Here is a 17,398-nt window from a genome sequence, read left to right as displayed (position 1 = left end):
TTATTGTATTAGGTTGAACGCAGGTGTAAAATTAATTATATTTCTTTTAATTCCAAGCTTTCGCTAAATATTGATAATATATTTCATTTTCGGCTCTTTTGACCAATAATTGCGAGTACTACTTAGACGCAAAAACCTGAAAAAGTCACTTTTTTACTGCAAAATTCCGTAAGAATTTATTTTTTTCGTTGTATGATTTCCGGATTCTACGGTGTATTCGCCGATACAAGCATCTGCTTGGCAATATTCGAATGAAGTGTTCTCGTCGAGGATCAGGCCTACTCCCGGGGCGTAGGTTTTGACAAGTACATAGTTATCGATAATAGAAGTGTCGTCCCTCTCATTGACCACCACAGAATTTGTAAACGTCTGCGAGTCAACTGAGATGGATTCGTTCGTGCCAACATATTTAAAATCTTGGGCATCCTGGTTATTATACATGTTTCCGTTCCAGGTGAATCCGTCTCGGACTGGGAAAATCAGTGAAGCTTCTGTGCTGTTGTCTATTGTACGGATGATTTGATCGGGAGATTTCTCAACAGCATATTCTTTTACTTTTTTCCATGCGTCGTTTGAGGATGAACGTTGGTAACGCGCTACTATATATGTTGTAGAAGTAGCATTCTGTTCACCAATTCTATCCACAACGTCTCGTTCTTGCCAAATAGTTGTTGTAGAATCAGGAATATCCACAGAATATACCACCTGTTTGACATCGTAAATTTGGTATTGGCCTATTTCTAATGGGTAGTAGGCACTTGCATTTGTGGGAACTCCGTCTTCATCCTGGCAGGATATCAGGAAAAGAACTAAAAGGAATGAAATGGAGAGAGATTTTAGCATGTGATGTGTGTGGTAATTGGCAATATACTTATTCACGAAATTGAATTTTCATTATGGTTTGATACAGGTCGGTTCTTTAATATCGGAGATTCAAAAGGAGGGAATAAACCCTATTGACCCCATGTTAAACTTGGTTTAAATCGGCTTGTAAACGATACAACGATAACTTAAAACAATAAAAATTATTGTGTCATTAACTTCTTTCTCTCAATTTTTCTCGGAGGAAGGATGTCAATACGTCCAGCCCTACATCAAACCGGGCATTGTTGTTTATTATAATATCAGCGTCAGCTTTCAAGGGTTCGATGAATTTGTCATATGTCGGGGCAACGTGATGCTCCCAGCGATATAGTACGTCATTCAAATCATATCCTCTTTCGTTATTATCCCGAATAATGCGACGTTTAATTTTGACATGTTCCTTGGCATCAACAAACACTTTCAGGTCAATGAGACGGGATATTTCTGGAAAGAAAAAAACAAAAATGCCCTCAACAATAATTATTGGACGCGGCTCAAATGTCAGGATATTGGGTATAACCGACGGATTGTTGAATGTATATTCCAACTGCTGCACTTCACGGCCTGCTCTCAATATAGCCAGATGCTCGGCAAAAAGATGATGATCAATTGTTTCAGGAAGATCAAAATTCTCAATTCCATTTAAGTCCTTCGGGATTTCATGAATCGATCTATAATAGTTGTCCTGCGATATCCTGCAAATATCTTGCTCCTCAAAAGAATCCATCAAGGATTTCATGAAATAGGTTTTGCCTGAAGCACTACCTCCGGTAATTCCAATTATATAGGGTTGTTTTTCAGTTTGCATGACATTACTATTTGAACGCAGAGTACGCGGGTCTCGCGAAGTTACGCTGGGTTTTTACTTTACCGTATTTGCTCCCTTTTATAGCTAAAGAATGATTGCCTAAAGCCGATTAACAACATTAATTCTCCACTTTAATAATCGCTGCACCTTTTCCAACTCCTGTTCCGCAACCACTTCTTAGGGAGGTGATGCTATATTCAGTGGTTGTTTCAGGAGAAACAGATATCAAATATGGATTCAAAAATGTTCCGCTGATTGTACTTCCATCAGACAAGGTGAACGACCACGGAGGTAAGCCGTTTTTGAACTTAAGCTGAATCCTGGTCGACTTCCCAGGCGTAATGGTTCCTCGCCCGGCCACCTCGCCGATGGCTTTATTGGATCCTACAATGTGAATGTCTTCAATACCACTTGCGACTGCCGGAGAAGACGAAATAATCCTGATACGTTCGGATTTGATAGTATCCGTCGGAGCCAAGACAGGAAGTTTTACATTCATTACTCCCTCATTGACAGTTGTTGGAAGATCGACGAATCGCCCGGTTTTGTCCGTAATCTGAACCACAAATTTGTTGCTGGCATTAAATCTTCCAGAGGTTTTGAAAGGTATGTCGACCGTAGAACCCGAGCACGCCATATTTTGTGGCAAACGATCCATCGTAATCACGACCGGAGGACTTTTAACAGTAACTTTTGCGCTACCAGAAAACTTGCCTACACCGCAAAGTCCACCCGCAGAGGTAATCTGATAATCCGTATTGTAAATCGGTTTTACTTTAATTTTATAAGGCGAATCGAGTATATTATTCTCATAGGTTCCGTCAGATAAAAGCACAAACCATGGGCCGCCCCCATCAAATTTGACAGTCAGCTCACCCGATTGATTTTCATCCAGATGGATGGAATCTTTCATCAGAGTTGCAGTTGCTGGAGATAAGATACTGACGTTTGCCACTTTACTGATCAGGCGGGGTGCCGACGAAACGATGCGCAGTTTGTAATCGCCCGGGCTGTAACTTAGTGGTATTTGTGTGGTGATGGTTCCGGAAGAGTCCGGAGCCGAGATATCCTTAAAAGCCCCTGATTTGTCGGCAATTTGAACAGTGAATTTGTTGCCTTCTTTATACTTCCCCGTTGCGCTGAATGGAACCTGGAAAGGTACTCCGGTACAGAGTCTAAGCACCTTTTCTGCTTCTTTAAGATCCAGTTTTGGTTCCGGGTTGTTGTCCACATTCACAATCGCTTCTCCCGAGGTGGTGCCGCTTCCGCAAGCGTTGGATACGCCATTGAGTTTATATGCTTTGACATTCGCAGGCTTAACATGCAGATAGTGGGGGTTCGACAGAGTTTGTTTCACAACAGTACTATCCGAAAGTTGAAACGACCATGGCGCTGTTCCGGTAAATGATACTCTAAGTTCCGCTTCCTGACCTGGCATAATTCTGCTGGTTTGAGTTCCATCCGCTACTTCGATTCGACCTGTTGGCATCTGAAGGAAACGAATCGGCATTTCCTGACTTTTGATAAGGGGAAGTGTACTTACAATTTGAATTCTATAAATTTCTCCACTGGATTTGTATGCAGGGATTACCGCTTTGATCGGGCTCTTTTTTGTCTGGAGTGATATGGATACTATTTTTCCAGATGCGTCGATGATCTGCGCAGAAAACGTATTTTCTGCGTCAAAAGGCCCAACGGGCGTGAAGGGAATATTGATGGTACTACCCGGACAAACAGAAAGGTATGATATATCGTGGCCAATGATTCTGTAAGAATGTACAGAGTCGGCTTTACTGCTTTCCTGTTTCTTTAGCATATCTTCTGCTTCCTGCTCTGTAACAACTGGCCCGTCGCCCTTGGTAGTGGTATCAGGAATTACAACTGGTTTGGGGACTGCTTTTAAGGGCTTAGGAGCAACCTTGGCCTTTTGAGCAACCGACGTTTGCAGGGTTAATATCAATGAAAAGAAAAGAATCAAGCTGTATTTTAACATGCTGCTTAGGTGTTAGCTATTAGCTACGGTCCGTCGAACGGTTAGCCGTTAGCTTCTGGTTTTGTATATCGATCTTAAAGTAGAAGATGAACTAATTTCATCGGAGAAGTTTCTCCTTACAAATATTCGCTCATGCACTCACTCGCTCATTCACTCATTATTCATTGCGCCGCAACTAATTTGCTTCCCCGTAATACAGGAATAACGTCATACAGATCCTGTTGCAGGCAATATGCAATGTCTTTATGGATTCCTAAACGCTGCAATCTCCTTACGTGAGATGAATTGGAAACGCTTGCCAAAAGATTTCCCTTACTTTCATTGTAAAGTCGTTGAGCCATCAAAGTTCCATCTTCCAACAGCATGAATTGTTCTTTCAAAGCTTCTGCCAGGGCCCCTGCATACAATGTATCCTCCAGGTTAGGCCGCCCTTTCCAACCAGCGCAAAGAACCGTTATATCATATGGTTCAGAGCGAAGGTAATTAGCGAGCGCACCAAGATTCAGAAAAGATCCAACCATCACTTTTACTGCAGAAGATTTTGCCATGGAAATAGATAACGTTCCGTTTGTGGTAGTCATTGCAATTTCCGCGCCAATCAGTCTTTCGTCCATATAGCTGAAAGGAGAGTTGTCAAGATCAAAACCTTCTTCCTTTTTCGCATCGCGTTCCGCAGCAGCAATCATTCCTTTGTGCTGAAGATTCCGGCATTCTTCTATTGTGGCGACGGGCGTAATGCTTTTGATACCATATGCCAGTCCGGTTACCATACATGAAGTGGCCCGAAATATATCGGCAACCACCACGATTGAATTGTCCAGTTTGTGAAGATGAAGTAATTCGGGGGTTAAACAAACATCAAGCTGTTTCATGCGTTTAGTTCAGGGTGTATTTTGAGAATGATATTGTCGGTTGAATTATTTTACAAATGGCAATTTAACCACCTGTGCCTTCAATAACCGCTCTCGTACTCTAACAAATATTTCAGTTCCGGGTTTCGCCAGACTCGTCGGTACATATCCCATACCAATTCCTTTCTGAAGCGTTGGCGATTGGGTTCCGGATGTTACTTCACCGATTTTTTTGCCCTCTGAATCACAAAGTTCGTAGTGGCTGCGTGGTATACCGCGGTCGATCATCTCGAAACCTACCAACTTTCTGGATAGTCCATTTTCTTTCTGCGCCTTCAGGTTTGAAGAATTGATGAAATCCTTTGTGAATTTTGTAACCCAACCCAATCCTGCTTCTAACGGAGAAGTTTCGTCATCAATATCGTTGCCATATAAGCAAAATCCTTTTTCCAGGCGCAAAGTGTCACGGGCACCAAGACCAACAGGCTGGATTCCAAATTCGGCGCCGGCTTCAAAAACAGCATTCCAAACCTTTTCGGCATCCTGATTCTTTACATATATCTCAAAACCACCTGATCCGGTATACCCTGTAGCCGAAATTACAACATCCTTTACTCCTGCTAATTCACCGATTTGGAAGGTGTAATATTCCATAGCAGACAGATCGACCGAAGTTATTTTTTGCAAAACATCAGTAGCTTTTGGTCCTTGAACTGCAAAAAGACAGGTCTCAGCAGAGATATTCTCCATCGCCACTCCTTCTGTATTATTGCTTTGAATCCAATCCCAGTCTTTATCGATATTGCTGGCATTTACAACCAGTAAATAATCGTCTTCCTTGATTCTGTAAACTAAAAAATCGTCTACAACTCCCCCTGTCGCATTTGGTAAATAGCTGTATTGAACCTTTCCGTCAAACAACGCAGTCGCATCATTCGCCGAAACCTTTTGAATAAGTGCCAGTGCACCAGGGCCTTTCACGGTAAATTCGCCCATATGTGAGACGTCAAAAACACCAACATTGTTTCTGATGGCATGGTGTTCTTCAAGATCTGAAGTATAGCGAACAGGCATTTCAAAACCCGCGAATGGGACAATTTTTGCTCCAAGATTCACATGAACCTCGTGAAGTGGGATAGTTTTCATGAAACCAATTAATTCAGTTAAGATTGCAAAAGTAGGTAAACGCCACAAAATGGCGTGCAAAAATTCTTTCCAATGAAAATGAATGCCTTCTTTTTGAAGTATATTGGGAAATAATGTACATTAACAAGTGTGCAACCAGTAACTGTACAAAGGATCTCAACCCGTTAGCCTAGGTCAAAAATGAAAAAAGGATATCTATTTCTTGTCTTATTAAATGTTGTCTGCTCAGCAAGCCACGCACAAACTGCTACTTTTAAAGGAGAAGTGATTGACAAAAACGTTGCGATCGGATATGGTCTGGCCATTGGTGATGTGGACGGTGACGGCAAAACCGATATTCTTCTTGCGGATAAAACGGAAATTGTCTGGTATAAAAATCCGGGCAAGAAAAGTGGAGCCTGGATTCGTTATGTGATAGCGAAAGATCTGACGGAGAAAGACAATGTTTCCATTGCGGCCAGAGATATAGACGGCGATGGAAAAGTTGAAGTGGCGGTAGGCGCGCAGTGGAATCCGGCAGAAACAAAAAATATCCAACAGTCGGGAGCAGTGTTTTACCTGATTCCTCCCACGGACAGAACAAAACTGTGGCAGCCGGTAACGTTGCATCACGAAGTGACAATCCACCGGATGCGTTGGGTAAAAAATTCAGATAACGAATTCCAGCTAATGGTACTTCCGCTTCATGGTGAAGCAAATGAAAAAGGCGAGGGTGTGGGCGTGAAAATGATTGCTTTTGATGTGCCGGAAAAGAAGGATGGTATATGGGCATACCATTTGGTCGATACAGGTATGCATATGACGCACAACTTTCAGCCCATGGAAGTGCCTGGTCGTTTCTTAGGTCTGGCTGTCGCCGGAAAAGAAGGGGTTCAGGTGTTCCTGTATGGCGCAGATGGCTGGGCACCGTCTGGGAACTGGATGGTGCCGGAAAGAGGAGTGGGCGAAGTCAGAATGGGTGGATTGGGAAACAACCAATTATTCACAACTACGATTGAACCGATGCACGGAAATACGCTGGTAGTATATTCAAAAGATAACCGCACTGTATTAACAGATAAAATCAAAGAAGGACATGCTTTGGTAACTGGTGATTTTTTTGGTTTGGGAAGAGATCAGATCGTCATGGGATGGCGAAACCCGAATGTAATCGGAGAGACCGGCGTTCGCATATATGTAGGAACGGATAAGGATGGAAAAGAGTGGAAAGAGTATACGCTGGATGAATCGATCAAAATGGCCTGCGAGGATATCACTGCTGCTGATCTGGACGATGATGGCGATTTGGATGTGATCGCGTCAGGCAGGGCTTCCAACAATGTAGTGGTATACTGGAATCAGAAAAAACAAAATAACTGAGCACCGACTAATCGATGCTCAGTTATATGATTTCTATAAACGCAGAGTAAGGGGAGTTATTCGCAGAGTTTCACAAAGAAATCAAAACTCCGTGTATCTCTCTTCGTTTAAATTTTTTAATCTCTTCTACCCATCAAAAGGCTTACGTAGTAAAGCAAAGTAGCCAAAGATCCCAAGGCTGCAACCAGATATGTACGAGCGGCCCATTTAAGTGCATCTGCTGACATTACATATTCGCTTTCAGTTACTACACGGTTATTTTTGATCCAGGCCAAAGCTCTGTTGCTCGCGTCATATTCAACCGGAAGGGTGATAAAACTGAATAAGGTTGTCACGGCAAACAAAGCAACTCCGATGGTCAATGGAATAATACTCGTGTTGATCATAATTACACCCAGCAAAATAATCCACTGCATATATCTGGATGATATACTCAAAAACGGCACCATTTGAGACCGGAATTGTAACCACGTATATGCGGTAGCATGCTGAACCGCGTGTCCGCATTCATGGGCCGCGATCGCTGCAGCAGCTACGCTTCTTCCATAAAAGACATCCTGGCTCAAGTTCACAGTTTTATCCTGCGGATTGTAGTGGTCTGTCAACCGACCCTCCACCGAAACAACTTTTACGTCAAAAATATTATTAGCTCTCAGCATGGCTTCTGCGACCTCTTTGCCGCTCATTCCGTTGCTAAGACCTACCTGCGAGTATTGTTCAAACTTGCTTTTCAATCGCCATTGCACATACATGCTGACGGCCATGACGATAATACCTATTAAATATGCACCTGCCATAATTCTGATAAATTAATTTTTTGTCCTAAAATACTTCTTTTCATAATTATCAAGTGGGATATAGCGGCCATATTTTTCAATATGTTTTGCTGATCAATATCCTTGCTTGATCTTCTCAATAAGCGCTGAAGTCGAATAACCTTGTACCAAAGCTATCGTTTTTACCTCGCCTCCACGTGATAATACAAATTGCGAACCAGCGATATTTTCGACTGTATAATCGTCACCTTTTACCAAAATGTCAGGTTTTACCGCCTCAATCAGCTCACTTGGAGTCGGTTCGTCGAACAAAATGACAGCATCTATAAAAGATAAGGCTGCCATCAAACGGGCCCTGGCATATTCATTCACTACCGGACGAAGAGGACCTTTCAGTCGGCTGACCGATGCGTCGGTATTCAGTCCGAGTACCATTTTGTCACCCAAAGCTCTGGCTTTTTCAAGATAATCGATATGGCCTAAGTGAACAATATCAAAACAGCCATTGGTGAAAACGACTTTCTGACCTGCGCTTTGCCAGCCGGCCACCGTTTCAACGGCTTCGGGTAGGTTTAATATTTTACTTTCGGTTGCGTTGCTCATTTATTTCAAAATAAGAAATGAAGGAAAATTAAAGGTAATGCTATATACTTCGATGTTTCCCTCAAAGACTATAACTGCCTCAATTTTACCTCTAAATTGTGTGGTAAGTTTGGGTCAATTATATATTTGGTCAGGTTATTTCAGGAGCTTGTCAAGCGGTTGAAATAAGAAAAAACTTAAACGCAATAGGCGCGACAGGTTCCGCAATGTAGGCAAAGTCTTTCAGTTGAAGTCGCTGTCAAAATTCTGTTGAGTCTGATGTGAGATGGAAGACGACGGTTTTAAAACTGTTTGCCTTCAATCATCTCTGGCTTTTGCTCAACCGTCTTAGAGCCTTTTGCCAACACAACCAAAAACGCCAGTGCACCGATAATCAGCATGAAGATCATTTGCGCACCATGGATGAATGTGGCCAGCGTAATACCATCCTGTTGTGAAAGACCGTAAAGAATCATGACATTTCCAACCAGTAAATGGTAGGCACCGATCCCCCCCTGCGTGGGTGCGGTCATCCCGATTGCGCCCACCACTAAAAGAGTGAGACCAGCCAGTGGCCCAAGGTTTGCCGTTTCAGGAATGCAGAAAAACAAGACATATGATACGAGGTAATACAATACCCATATCAAAACTGTACTTAAAATAAACAATCCCGGATTACTTAACTTTCTTACGCTCAGCAAGCCTTCCACCATACCTTTTGCGAAGTCTGCCACTTTTGCGATCAGCTTGTTCTGGAGAAGACGGTCTTGTAGGCTTTTGTTGTTTTTGATATATAGTAATGCTCCAACGACTGCGATCAATCCCAGTCCAACAATGATCAGGAGGATTGAGCTGCCGCCGTTGCCGGAACCGCCCAATTTACTTTGAAAGAAATCTGTGAAAAAAGTACTTAATCTTTCAAATTCTAAAATAAAATTCAAGCCTATCAGAACCAGTAATATCAAAACATCAAAAATCCTCTCGGCGACCACCGTTCCGAAACTGAGGTTGACGGGTACCTTTTCCAATCGATATAACGTGCCACATCTGGTCACTTCGCCCATTCGTGGAACGATGTAATTGGCAAAATATCCGGTAAGAACCGATATGGATGTATTGAAAAGTCCGGGACGGTGACCCAGTGGTTCCATTAGCATACCCCACCGCCATGCACGGGTTACGTGGGCGCAGAGCAGGAAAAAGCACGATATGGCTATCCATTTCCACTCTGCATTGGCAAAGCGGGTCATCATATCCGCCAGGTTTATATCCTTGAATACAAACCAGATCAGACCGCCAGCCAAGCCCAGCGATATTATGTAACGAAGTATATTTTTCATGAAAGTGTGCTAATTATCCGAAAGGGCAATGGCGTCTAAACCAGTTTATTGTTGTGATCGGGGAACACGATCATGGGCTTGAATGTTTTGGCTTCCTCCTGAGACATACTGCCATAGGCAATAATAATCACGATATCTCCGATCTGAACCCGTCGGGCAGCAGCTCCATTCAGGCATATCATACCCGTTTTTCGCTCTCCCTTTATAACGTATGTTACAAATCGCTCTCCGTTGTTATTATTGACAATATGCACCTGTTCATTTTCAATAAGTCCTGCGGCGTCCATCAGATCTTCATCGATGGTGATACTCCCCACGTAGTTCAGTTCGGCCTGAGTCACCTTTACACGGTGAATCTTGGACTTCATCACTGTTATTTGCATTACTATTTAACTGATGAAATTGAATCTTAAATTATATAAGCCCGTCAAAGTTACGGCATTTATTACCACCCATCAAAAACATTGATATCATTCACCAGGTTCCCTGGATAAGTAGTCGGCGAAGGTCAGATGCTTTTCTTTGTATAAACCGTAAAGTATTATTACGTTTATCTGATTTTAGTTATTGTTTTTAAAATTTTAATACAAATTCTTTTCTCCAATGAATCAAGAAGACAAAATTAAAGATGTGACTCGTCGCGATTTTTTGCAAAAAAGCACCGCCGCTGCCATAGGTAGCTTCTTTATCGTTCCGCGCCATGTGTTGGGCAAAGGATATAAAGCACCGAGTGATAAGTTGAATATTGCCGCAATCGGAATCGGAGGGAAAGGGTTTTCAGATATCAGCAATGCATGGAACAATGGCGCGGAAAACGTAGTTGCACTTTGCGATGTGGACTGGGCTTTGGCGAAAAAATGCTTTGATAAATTCCCTAACGCGAAGAAATACAAGGATTTTAGAAAAATGTTTGAGGAAATGGGAAAGGATATCGATGCGGTAACGATTTCAACTCCTGACCATACCCATGCTGTGGCGGCCATGATGGCGATGAAAATGGGAAAACACGTTTACGTGCAAAAGCCTCTTACGCATGATATATATGAGGCTAGAAAACTGACCGAGGCGGCGAGAGAATATAAAGTGGTGACCCAAATGGGAAACCAGGGCTCATCCAACCCAGGTCAGGAGCAAATGGTAGAATGGTTTAAAAAGGGTCTAATTGGTGACGTAACAAATGTCGATATCTGGACAAATCGTCCGGTGTGGCCACAGGGTATTCCTGTTCCGACCAATAAAGTAACTCCACCGGATACTTTGGATTGGGATCTGTATGTGGGAACCGCACCTTGGGTTGACTATACTCCTGCGTACCATCCGTTTAAATGGCATGGTTGGTGGGAATTTGGAACAGGAGCGCTGGGAGATATGGGCTGCCACCTGATCGATTCGCCTTTCCGTGTGCTGGGTCTGGATTATCCTACGGCTGTTGAATGTAGTATCGGATCAGTTTTCATTAAAGATTGGACCCCTGAATATATTCCGGAAGGATGTCCTCCTTCTTCAAGAGTTGAGATTAAATTCCCGGCTACGAAGGCGAACAAGACTCCGGTGAAAATGACATGGCACGATGGAGGTCTTCGTCCGTTCCACCCGGATCTGATTCCTGCGAACGATCCGCTGGGTGATGACGATAGTACTAATGGTGTTTTGATGATCGGTACAAAAGGTGTAATGACCTGCGGAACTTATGGTAAGGTGCCAAAGGTATATCTGAAAGGCGGCGGCAAACTGGAAATGCCAAAAGGAGCTCATGAAACAAAATACACTGCATTGCCGGAATTTGGCCATCAGGTAGCATGGACTGACGCTTGTAAGGCAGGATTTGCCAGCAAAGAACATAAAGCACTGACGTCGTCGTTTGACTATTCTGGGCCGTTGACTGAAACTGTGATCATGGGTAACCTGGCAATTAGAGCATATACTTATCGCACGAAAACAGAAAAAGGATTCGATTTCCCTGGTCGTAAACAATTGCTGTGGGATGGTAAATCAATGAAGATTACAAACTTCGAAGAAGGAAACCAGTTTGTGAAGCGTAACTATCGCGGCGACTGGAAATTGTAATATTCCCAATAAGATATTGATATCCCTGGTTCAAAATTTTTGGATCAGGGATATCTTTTTAGCACCCCAATCCCTTCCCTCAAAGCCCCTGCTAAAACACAATATTATCAATCAACCGAACGTCGCCAAGGAAAATAGCAATACATATGGCAGTACCACCGGTAGTTTCGATTTGATCAATAGGCTGAAGTGTAACGGTTTCTACGACTTCAAAGTAATCGAGCTTAAAAAGTGGGGATTTTTCAAAATGAGCAATTGCTGATTCCTTTGCCTGAACTACACTAACGCCCGAAATGAGCTGTTTGCGCGCTTCCTGAAGGTAAGCGTAGATCGTTGGAGCGAGCGCTCTTTCTTCGGTGTTTAAACGCCGATTTCTGGACGACATGGCAAGTCCGTCCGTCTCTCTGACGGTAGGTGCTATAATTAATTCCAAACCGAACGAAAGATCAGCGATCAGCTGACGCACAATAGAAACCTGTTGCAGGTCTTTCTGGCCGAAATAAGCCTTATCGGGGAGTACTATATTGAACAACTTGGAAACGACAATTCCTACTCCGCTAAAATGACCCGGTCGGGAACTGCCTTCCATCACGGTTTCAAGATTTCCGAAATTGAAAGTTGTTTTGGGATATACCGGATACATTTCTTCGACCGAAGGTGCAAAAACTATGGCGCATCCGGCCTCCTGTAACATTTCCAGATCGGTATCAAGTGTCCGGGGATATTTTGCGAGGTCTGCCTGGTTGTTGAACTGGACAGGATTGACAAAAATGCTGCAAACGGTGATATCGTTTTCATTTACGGCCGCTTTCACTAACGCAATATGGCCTTCGTGGAGCGCGCCCATCGTCGGGATAAGGCCTATGGATTGTTTTTGAATTTTACATTGATTCAAAAAAGCGCGAAGCTGGCTGGATGAAGTAAAAACTTCCATGGAACTGAAATGTGGAATCCTGACTCGAAAAACCAACTTTTACTGCATGAAGGTCACGGTCGACGGAATTCACTCAAGAGGCTGGTCAAACACCTGGTTTGGGTAGTATTTTCCCAAACTGGGCGCAATATTACAATTAGTTTGGAATATCTTTTGAAAATGCGATTTTTTTTGTATAATTTTGCAAAACTTTTTTTCACAAACTGCTAAAGATCTATGGAGAAACTACGAATTTTATATGTAGCCAGTGAAATCAATCCCTTTCTTCAAACCACCGATGTTGCCGATTACGTTAGAAAACTTCCCCAGGCAATGCAGGAACGAGGAGCAGAAATCAGAATTCTAGTTCCACGTTTTGGTCTTATTAATGAGCGCAAGAACAGGCTTCATGAAGTAGTTAGACTCTCTGGAATAAATATAACGGTAGGAGACGAGGAAAAACCACTTATTATCAAAGTGGCTTCGATTCCTAATGCTAAGTTGCAGGTTTATTTTATCGACAATGATGATTACTTTCATCGTAAATCAGTTTTCTTCGATAAGGAGAACAACTTCTATGATGACAATGATGAACGTGCAATTTTCTTTTGTAAAGGCGTGTTGGAGACGGTGAAGAAGTTGGGTTGGGCGCCGGATGTCGTTCATTGTAATGACTGGATGACTGCATTGATACCTCTGTACCTTAAGACTACGTATCGCAACGATCCGATGTTCAAGGATACCAAGAGCGTATTTACAGTGCATAATAATGGTTTTGATTATAAGTTTGATGCAGACTTGCAAAACAAAGCAAAAGCAATGGACGTAAGCGACGAAGCTTTGGCTCATTTGCATTCTGCTGATTTTGAGGGATTTGTAAAGATTGGTTGCGCTTATGCTGATGCTGTTTTGAAAGCAGAAGAAAATTGCAGCGAATCGTTAAATGAAATTTTTAACGCAGCTCCAAAAAGAGTACAGCTTGATGAGCAGGACGAGAAATTCTCGGAATCTTATTTCAATTTGTACAATGATCTGATGAGCTAAGCGGTTTCAGGAATTTTAGTGGTGGGTCCGGATTGAAAAATCCGGACCCATTTTTTTTGTCTTGGTGGATACGCTTACGGACTATGGAATGCGGAAAATCTTGAAGTTCAATATTTGCAATAATAACCTTTGACTCTTCGTGCCTTAGTGGCAAAAGACATATCACCATATTTCTTTAAAATATTTATTAATATCCTGTGTTCGAACACTCCGTCGAAATTGGATATTTGTTAGAAATCTCGTCTCAGAATCTTTGATTTGCCTGAATTATTGCCATTTATTTGCAGCGAAAATGTGAATTAAATATCAATAAAACATCGTCAGTTATGTGTGGAATTGTTGCATATGTGGGAGAAAGAGAGGCATATCCAATCATCGTGAAGGGTTTGAAGCGCCTGGAATACCGTGGCTACGACAGTTCGGGCATCGCTTTGATTGAAGACGGAGAATTGAATATTTACAAGAAGAAGGGTAAAGTAGCTGATCTGGAGAATGAGGTGAAAGACAAAGGGCTTCATTCACAAATTGGTATCGGGCATACCCGCTGGGCGACCCACGGTGAACCCAATGATCGTAATGCGCATCCACATTTTTCCAATAATCGTGATTTGGCTATCATTCACAACGGGATTATTGAAAACTACGCCACACTCAAGAAAAACCTGATCAGCAAGGGTCATGTTTTTCATAGTGATACCGATACAGAAGTGCTGATTCACTTTGTTGAGGAAATACAAAAAGAGACTGGGGAAAGTCTTGAAGTCGCCGTTCGCCTGGCTCTGAATGAGGTAGTTGGCGCATATGCTATTGTAATTTTATCTAAAAAGAATCCATCACAGCTTATTGCTGCAAGAAAGGGGAGCCCATTGGTGATTGGGGTTGGAGAAAATGAATTTCTTTTTGCTTCCGATGCCACACCAATTGTGGAGTATACAAAGGACGTGGTATATCTGGATGATTATCAGATTGCTGTGGTAAATGACGGAAAGCTTTCGATTAGCAATCTTGATAATTCAGTTGCAGTACCCTATATCCAGAAACTTGAAATAGAGCTCGATACGATTGAAAAAGGTGGATACGATCATTTCATGCTCAAAGAAATTTTTGAGCAACCAAGGTCAATTGCTGATAGTATGCGCGGACGTCTTGTTTCTCTCGATCATACTTTACAATTAGGCGGGCTTGTCGATTATATGGATATTCTGGCAAGTGCCAAAAGAATGGTAATTGTGGGCTGCGGCACTTCATGGCACGCCGGGCTTGTAGCTGAATATCTGTTTGAAGAACTGGCCCGAATCAATGTGGAAGTTGAATATGCCTCTGAGTTCAGATACAGAAATCCTGTAATTGAGCAAAATGATATCATTATTGCCATTTCCCAGTCGGGGGAAACGGCTGATACCCTGGCTGCCATCGAATTGGCAAAATCAAAAGGAGCCATCATATTCGGAGTTTGTAATGTGGTCGGTTCGTCGATCGCTCGTGCAACAGAAGCAGGCGCATATACCCACGCAGGGCCTGAAATCGGCGTGGCCAGTACGAAGGCGTTTACTTCGCAGGTGACCGTACTGACGCTCATGGCGATTGCAATCGCGAAAAGGAAAGGCACAATATCAGATGAACTTTTTGAAAAGCTCTTAGCTGAACTGGAAACGATACCGTCCAAAGTGGAGAGGGTATTGGAGAACGCCTCCAGGATCAAGGAGATCGCTTTTATATTCACATATGCCCGGAATTTCATATACCTTGGCCGCGGTCTTAACTTTCCGGTTGCTTTGGAAGGAGCTTTAAAACTGAAGGAAATATCCTATATCCATGCAGAAGGATATCCTGCGGCGGAAATGAAACATGGTCCGATTGCGCTGATTGACGAAGATATGCCAGTCGTGTTTTTGGCCACGAAAGATAGTTCATATGACAAAATCGTGTCGAACGTGCAGGAGGTGAAAGCAAGAAAAGGGAGAGTTATCGCCATCGTTTCAGAAGGAGACCAGTTGCTGCCTGAAATGGTGGATTTCGTAATTGAAATTCCGGAAACCCATGATATGCTGACACCGCTCGTTTCTGTAATACCCCTTCAGCTCCTTTCATATTATGTTGCGGTAATGCGCGGAAGGAATGTAGACCAGCCAAGAAATTTGGCAAAATCGGTGACTGTCGAGTAATGGTAGAGACTTGCCCGGTTATTAAAACCTGGTAAGTCTAAGGCAGAAAAGCTAAAAACTCCAGCCAATAATTTCCAACTGCTTTCGTTAATTTTGGGATTCAATCGGAACCATATTTTGATGAAGGTTTATAGACTACCATTTTACTTTTTGATATTCATATTGATTTCCTGCTCTGGAAATAAGGATGAAAATTATGTGCCAAAGCCCAAGGGATATAATCGAATTGATTTACCTGTAAATGCTTACACGGTTTTAAGCCAAAAACATCCATATACTTTTCAGGTTTCCAAATTTGCAGAAGTGCTGCCAGATACCTTCCGAGGGGCTGGGAAAGATTGGCTGTTCATCCACTATCCTGCTTTCAAGGCTAATATTCAGTTGACATATAAACCTTTGGACGGTAGTCAGAAGGTGTTGCAGGAATATATTAACGATTCTTATAAGCTTGCCGGGAAGCACCAGATCCGTGCTTCATCCATTCAGGAACAAAAGGTATTGACGAAGGATGGAAAAGCAGCCATGATATTTAAAATTGAAGGTGATGTTCCCAGCCCGTTTCAATTTTACACTACCGATAGTACCCGCCATTTTATGCGTGGAGCTATATATTTCTCAACTGCTATTAAAAATGATTCGCTGGCACCGGTTATCCAGTTTGTGGAGCGCGATATGATCCAACTGCTCAATACACTCGAGTGGCGATAAAAGTAATAGCTTCTATTGTTCAGATATAGAGAAGCTTGTATATTTGATAGGTGGTGCAACGTTAACGAAATATCTATGCCCAAAAAGCAACCCAAAAACCAGCTCCCTCTTGATTTTTCAGTTCGCGGTAACAGAATGGTGCTTCGGCTGGGGCAGGTAGAAAGTCAGAAGTTGGCCGATGAGCTTTTCGAAGGCCTTATTCATGGCGATTGGATGATTGAACCAGCGGGTGAAGTGGCCGACATATCTTATGCTCATGATATCGTTCATCAGATCGGGCACAAACTTCCGTATCCCGAAGGAATAAAAATTGCTCAACTTCACCAGGTACCTGACGAACTCAAGGGCTTTTCAGCAATATACAAGCAGAAAGGTTGGGTTTTCGTGAATGCTGCATCAGAATCTAACGAAAGAAACTACCACATTCATCTTCTCACGGTTTCTCTTGGACTAAATTCATCCTATTCGAGAGCTGCTTCATTGGCTGACCGAGCCGAACAATTGGTATTCGAAGCATTGCTTCCATATGCCGATGTCGAAAGTTTTTTTAGAAGTGATATTTCGAAAATGCCTGATTTTATGGCCTCAGAAATTGCTCATTTCTTCAAAGTCCCGTTTGCCATGGTATTGAAAAGAGCACTTCTATTGAGTATCATTTCTGACGAGCAGTACCGTAACTTCATGACTGTAAAACCAAGCAGCGCCTCCAGACCTAAGAAATTATTTGTTTCTGAAGATGGAAACCTGGACGATCTGGAAGCGAGCCTGTTTTCTTGAAAATT

At 42.6% G+C, this 17,398-nt stretch carries 16 protein-coding genes; 6 read left to right on the top strand and 10 right to left on the bottom strand.

The features are described from left to right. Positions 1-153: 153 nt before the first annotated feature. From AC1XUD_RS17330 to gcvT, 5 genes are all read right to left on the bottom strand, one after another. The gene (locus tag AC1XUD_RS17330) at positions 154-879 is read right to left on the bottom strand and encodes a hypothetical protein (RefSeq protein ID WP_483362297.1); all 726 of its coding nucleotides are present in this window, start codon (positions 877-879) and stop codon (positions 154-156) included. Between the two features lie 157 nt (positions 880-1,036). Next, positions 1,037-1,672, bottom strand: a complete 636-nt coding sequence (gene udk / locus AC1XUD_RS17325) for a uridine kinase (RefSeq protein ID WP_483362296.1) — start codon at positions 1,670-1,672, stop codon at positions 1,037-1,039. A gap of 118 nt (positions 1,673-1,790) precedes the next feature. Then, on the bottom strand, positions 1,791-3,665 hold the full coding sequence (locus AC1XUD_RS17320) for a hypothetical protein (protein ID WP_483362295.1): 1,875 nt from the start codon (positions 3,663-3,665) through the stop codon (positions 1,791-1,793). A 161-nt stretch (positions 3,666-3,826) separates the two neighbouring features. Beyond that, positions 3,827-4,537, bottom strand: coding sequence for a 2-phosphosulfolactate phosphatase (locus AC1XUD_RS17315; RefSeq protein WP_483362294.1), 711 nt, complete (start codon positions 4,535-4,537; stop codon positions 3,827-3,829). A 45-nt stretch (positions 4,538-4,582) separates the two neighbouring features. Continuing rightward, entirely contained in the window at positions 4,583-5,662 is a 1,080-nt protein-coding gene (gene gcvT, locus AC1XUD_RS17310; RefSeq protein ID WP_483362293.1) for a glycine cleavage system aminomethyltransferase GcvT, read from the bottom strand. A gap of 180 nt (positions 5,663-5,842) precedes the next feature. On the opposite strand from gcvT, the gene AC1XUD_RS17305 reads away from it, so the two are divergent. Then, the gene (locus AC1XUD_RS17305; protein ID WP_483362292.1) at positions 5,843-7,021 is read left to right on the top strand and encodes an FG-GAP repeat domain-containing protein; all 1,179 of its coding nucleotides are present in this window, start codon (positions 5,843-5,845) and stop codon (positions 7,019-7,021) included. Positions 7,022-7,137: 116 nt separating this feature from the next. Here AC1XUD_RS17305 and AC1XUD_RS17300 read toward each other — a convergent pair whose 3' ends face one another. The 4 genes from AC1XUD_RS17300 to panD form a co-directional block, all read right to left on the bottom strand. Then, a complete protein-coding gene (locus AC1XUD_RS17300) occupies positions 7,138-7,818 on the bottom strand; it encodes a zinc metallopeptidase (RefSeq protein WP_483362291.1) in 681 nt (226 codons plus the stop codon). Between the two features lie 93 nt (positions 7,819-7,911). Beyond that, positions 7,912-8,400, bottom strand: a complete 489-nt coding sequence (gene rfaE2, locus AC1XUD_RS17295) for a D-glycero-beta-D-manno-heptose 1-phosphate adenylyltransferase (RefSeq protein ID WP_483362290.1) — start codon at positions 8,398-8,400, stop codon at positions 7,912-7,914. A 281-nt stretch (positions 8,401-8,681) separates the two neighbouring features. Beyond that, positions 8,682-9,719 (bottom strand): lysylphosphatidylglycerol synthase transmembrane domain-containing protein, encoded by a 1,038-nt coding sequence (locus tag AC1XUD_RS17290; protein ID WP_483362289.1) that lies wholly within the window; start codon positions 9,717-9,719, stop codon positions 8,682-8,684. 35 nt (positions 9,720-9,754) lie between these two features. After that, positions 9,755-10,102 (bottom strand): aspartate 1-decarboxylase, encoded by a 348-nt coding sequence (gene panD, locus AC1XUD_RS17285; protein ID WP_483362288.1) that lies wholly within the window; start codon positions 10,100-10,102, stop codon positions 9,755-9,757. A gap of 220 nt (positions 10,103-10,322) precedes the next feature. Here panD and AC1XUD_RS17280 point away from each other — a divergent pair, with 220 nt between their 5' ends. Next, positions 10,323-11,786, top strand: a complete 1,464-nt coding sequence (locus tag AC1XUD_RS17280; protein ID WP_483362287.1) for a Gfo/Idh/MocA family protein — start codon at positions 10,323-10,325, stop codon at positions 11,784-11,786. 91 nt (positions 11,787-11,877) lie between these two features. On the opposite strand, the gene panC is transcribed toward AC1XUD_RS17280, so the two are convergent. Further along, complete coding sequence (panC, locus tag AC1XUD_RS17275; protein ID WP_483362286.1) at positions 11,878-12,720, bottom strand: pantoate--beta-alanine ligase; 843 nt, start codon at positions 12,718-12,720, stop codon at positions 11,878-11,880. A 216-nt stretch (positions 12,721-12,936) separates the two neighbouring features. On the opposite strand from panC, the gene AC1XUD_RS17270 reads away from it, so the two are divergent. From AC1XUD_RS17270 to AC1XUD_RS17255, 4 genes are all read left to right on the top strand, one after another. Further along, positions 12,937-13,743: a glycogen/starch synthase gene (locus tag AC1XUD_RS17270; RefSeq protein ID WP_483362285.1), complete on the top strand. Its 807-nt coding sequence runs from the start codon at positions 12,937-12,939 to the stop codon at positions 13,741-13,743. 326 nt (positions 13,744-14,069) lie between these two features. Further along, positions 14,070-15,908, top strand: a complete 1,839-nt coding sequence (gene glmS, locus AC1XUD_RS17265) for a glutamine--fructose-6-phosphate transaminase (isomerizing) (RefSeq protein WP_483362284.1) — start codon at positions 14,070-14,072, stop codon at positions 15,906-15,908. A 120-nt stretch (positions 15,909-16,028) separates the two neighbouring features. Beyond that, complete coding sequence (gldD, locus tag AC1XUD_RS17260; RefSeq protein WP_483362283.1) at positions 16,029-16,616, top strand: gliding motility lipoprotein GldD; 588 nt, start codon at positions 16,029-16,031, stop codon at positions 16,614-16,616. A 75-nt stretch (positions 16,617-16,691) separates the two neighbouring features. Continuing rightward, positions 16,692-17,393, top strand: coding sequence for a hypothetical protein (locus AC1XUD_RS17255; protein WP_483362282.1), 702 nt, complete (start codon positions 16,692-16,694; stop codon positions 17,391-17,393). Positions 17,394-17,398 lie beyond the last annotated feature (5 nt).

The organism is Dyadobacter sp. HNCC25DJ184 (assembly GCF_056895215.1).
This window is presented reverse-complemented; position numbering and strand designations above follow the sequence as displayed.